The organism is Peribacillus sp., assembly GCF_059453735.1.
Genome location: NZ_JAZVJO010000396.1, coordinates 1 through 3,399 on the forward strand (window position 1 = coordinate 1; position 3,399 = coordinate 3,399).

Below are 3,399 nucleotides of genomic sequence, written 5' to 3' on the forward strand. Positions count from 1 at the left end.
AGGGGGTGCTATAGGAACTGAATTCGATCCGGCAGTTGCTCCTAGCTATCAAGCAGGACAGCTAATTTTCTTTAACGGTAATTTATATAGAGTAAATGTTAATTCTCCTACTGGAATACCAGAGGAATCCCCAGATTACACATTATTAACTGGTGGTGGAGCTGGAGCAACTGGAGTAACCGGAGCCACAGGGGCTACCGGAGCCACCGGATCAACCGGAGCAACGGGAGCAACGGGAGCAACAGGAGTAGCTGGAGCAACGGGAGCAACAGGAGCAACGGGAGCAACAGGAGTAGCTGGAGCCACCGGAGCAACAGGAGCAACGGGAGCCACGGGAGCAACAGGAGTAGCTGGAGCCACGGGAGCCACAGGAGCAACAGGGGCAACCGGAGCAAGTGGAGAAGGATTAGCTGCATTCGGATATGTATTCAATACGACTCAGCAAAGTTTGGAGCGTGGGGCATCCGTCAGTTTTAATTCAAATGGAGATAGTAACACTGGAATTACTCATACAGAAAACACCACAGACATTATAGTTGACGAAGCAGGAGTTTATGAACTTACCTTCTCTACGACAACCAATGAACCTAGCCAATTTGCAGTGTTTCGTAATGGTGTGGAGATACCAGGGTCACGCTATGCGTCAGGTTCGGGTGTTGTACAAAATACTGGATCTGTAATAGTATCCCTTGCAGCAGGAGATGTTTTGACACTACGAAATAGTGGTGATACAGTTGTAACCCTTACATCTACAGGAGGGTCAGGAACAGCCGTATCCGCTTCTTTAACTGCAAAAAAATTAGATAGTTAAAAATAGAAAAGGTTTATTTTCACCTTGATATTAACTTTTTGACAAACGAACAGTGCCGATGGTTAGCTGGCACTGTTCGTTTGGTATGTGTGATATAAATTTTTACGGATAAAAAATCATGATTTAATTTCAAAGATTTCACTATTCAAATAAAGACTTCAGAGCCCATATTATCAGCTGGGGATAGTAAACTTGCAGAGAGTGTAAGGGAGAAATGTTCAGGTTAGTCGGGTTAATGAGCATGGGAAAAATCCAAAAATGGTGGACGCCGTCTCTCAAAATTAATTCGGAAAAACGTGTAGCAAAGTCTTATACTTCTCATTGTTAAAGCAATACCCATCTATCTTCCGTAAGATATGTTCCGACATTATTCATATCATAATACTATACAGCCCAATTTAACTTTTTGTAGCCTAAAAAAGATTAATAGGGCTGTTTCTCATTTGTGAGAACGGAATAAACAGGCCTCTGGAATTTATTAGAAAAAGTATAGACCTCTTGAATTCGCGATATAAACGTCGCGGATTTTTGTGTTTTGTCCTTTTTGAGCCGGAGAAGATCTCCGACACGCACGTTTCCTATTCTTATATAGGGTGAAACGTTTGTTTAGTAAATTAGGTCAAATGATCTTGGTAAGTCAGTAAACTCGTATACGTATATCTGTACGTGTGGGTTGAAAGAGGGAAGTAAATAATTTTAATTGGAGCACCAGGGGAACCAAATATCCCCCATATAATGCGCTATGTGAAGTACCATGAAAACCTCTTTAGTATGCTTCATATTCTTTCTGTTTTTTTATACCATATTTTTGAATGTGGAAAGTTGTTCAAGCTGCAAAGGACGAATACTTTCGAGATAGGGCCTAATGGTCTGGAGTATGGGCCGAATCATTCTGAGATAGGGCCGAATAAAGTAGGAAAAGGGCCGAAATAGTACGGGGAAGAGGAAATTTGGTAAAGCAAACGACTAAACTATGGCAGGTTTATCCTTCATACTGAAAAAAGGAGATATATTTTGTTTTCAAGATCCAAGGATTGAATTATCAAATGCTCATGTGGTTGAGGGAAATGTAGATAGTATTGTAAAAGATAAACAAGGTAACCAACTTTTTGGACAGGTTATCGGGTATTCAAACGAAGTGGATATTGCCATTATTCACGTGCCTGAGCTTGCAGGGAAAAAGCCGCTGGCTCTTGAAACGTCAACACCTGCTATGGTTGGTCAGGAAGTAATCGCGTTAGGTACTCCACAAGGCTTAGAGAATACTGCAACCATCGGGTACGTCACAGGTACTGACCGAAGCTTTTTCATTGGAGAACGTTCATATAATCATATTTATCAGATGTCAGCTCAGATTGCACCTGGCAGCAGCGGAGGGCCGCTCCTCTCTAAAGAAACCGGAAAAGCTATTGCGGTTAATTCTGCTAAAATGGTAAATGAAGATTCAGTAGGATTTAGTATTCCAGTTAAGGATATTTATTCGCTCGTCAGTGACTGGATGACTGCACCAATGAGTATAGAGGCCATTCAGAAGCTGTTCTATAATGAAAATGGCGATTATTATTATGAGGAACTTTGGGAAAATGAAAACGAATGGTATTTTGATGGTGGCGATTATTCTGAAGACGAAGAATACAATTCATCAGAAGAATACGATGCCGATTCAACCTATGAAGAAGAACCTGAAATGGATGAAAATACGGTCAGTACTTATGATGAAGAAACGGAAGACGAATATATTGAAAAAGAATATGACGACACTGAAGATGGGGAAGATAGTAGTACGGAAGATGAAAATGATGAGATAGTAGAATCCGAAGAAACAGAAGTTGATGATGAGGTTATCTTGGAGGAAGAAAATCAACATAGTGATTAATTCAAAAAGGGGCTGCCTTAAAATCATTAGTAGATTTCAGGCAGTTCCTTTTTTATTGAGCTTTAGAATAGTGAATTTCTGTTCTTGCTTTCCGTTTTCGTTTCATCGATAGTGCAGCTGACCCTAGTGCTAGGAGGACAAATATGCCGCCGATAGTAGGGTTTAACTCCACTGAGGAACGTTCGATGATGATGCCGCCCACCATTGAACCGAAAGCAATGCCAAGATGAAGAGCAGAGTTGTTTAGGCTTTGTTGAATATCTGCAGTTTTTGGTGAAGCTTCAATTAAATAACTTTGTAAGGCAGGTGTCATTGCCCAGCTTAGCATACTCCAGATAAACATAACCCCTAAGAAAATAGGGAGGGAGAATGTTGTATAGGGAAGGATGAAAAGTGAGATAGCAAAAGCGATGATTACAGATACAATGGTCTTCTTGGTTCCAATTCGATCTGAAAGATAGCCGCCTATGCCTCCGCCTGATACGGCTGCAATACCGAAAATGAGGTAGACGATGCTGACCGAGCCAGCGCTTAACCCTAATTCGCTTTTTAGAAAGGGAGTTAAATAACCGTACAATGTTAAGTGACCAGCCATAAACAAAAAGGTGGTCAGTTGAGCAAATAAGATTTTCCTGTTTTTTAACGTCCGAAGCTGCGCCATAATGGAAATGGCTGGCTTAGGCGGGAATTTACCCATGAAAAAGTAAACACC

3 protein-coding genes are annotated in these 3,399 nt (G+C 41.2%); 2 read left to right on the plus strand and 1 reads right to left on the minus strand.

Annotated elements, in window-relative coordinates; all coding sequences use genetic code 11:
* Window positions 1-811 (plus strand): BclA C-terminal domain-containing protein (locus AC52RT_RS13100; RefSeq protein WP_495541154.1); only part of this gene is annotated, 811 nt, incomplete at its 5' end.
* 973 nt (window positions 812-1,784) lie between these two features.
* A complete protein-coding gene (locus AC52RT_RS13105) occupies window positions 1,785-2,687 on the plus strand; it encodes a S1C family serine protease (protein WP_495541155.1) in 903 nt (300 codons plus the stop codon).
* 52 nt (window positions 2,688-2,739) lie between these two features.
* Here the strand turns inward: AC52RT_RS13105 and AC52RT_RS13110 are convergent.
* Window positions 2,740-3,399 (minus strand): MFS transporter (locus AC52RT_RS13110; protein WP_495541156.1); only part of this gene is annotated, 660 nt, incomplete at its 5' end.

Coding starts and splice junctions, on each gene's coding strand:
- AC52RT_RS13105 (WP_495541155.1), top strand. CDS start 1,785: ATGGCAGGTTTATCCTTCATACTGAAAAAAGGAGATATATTTTGTTTT.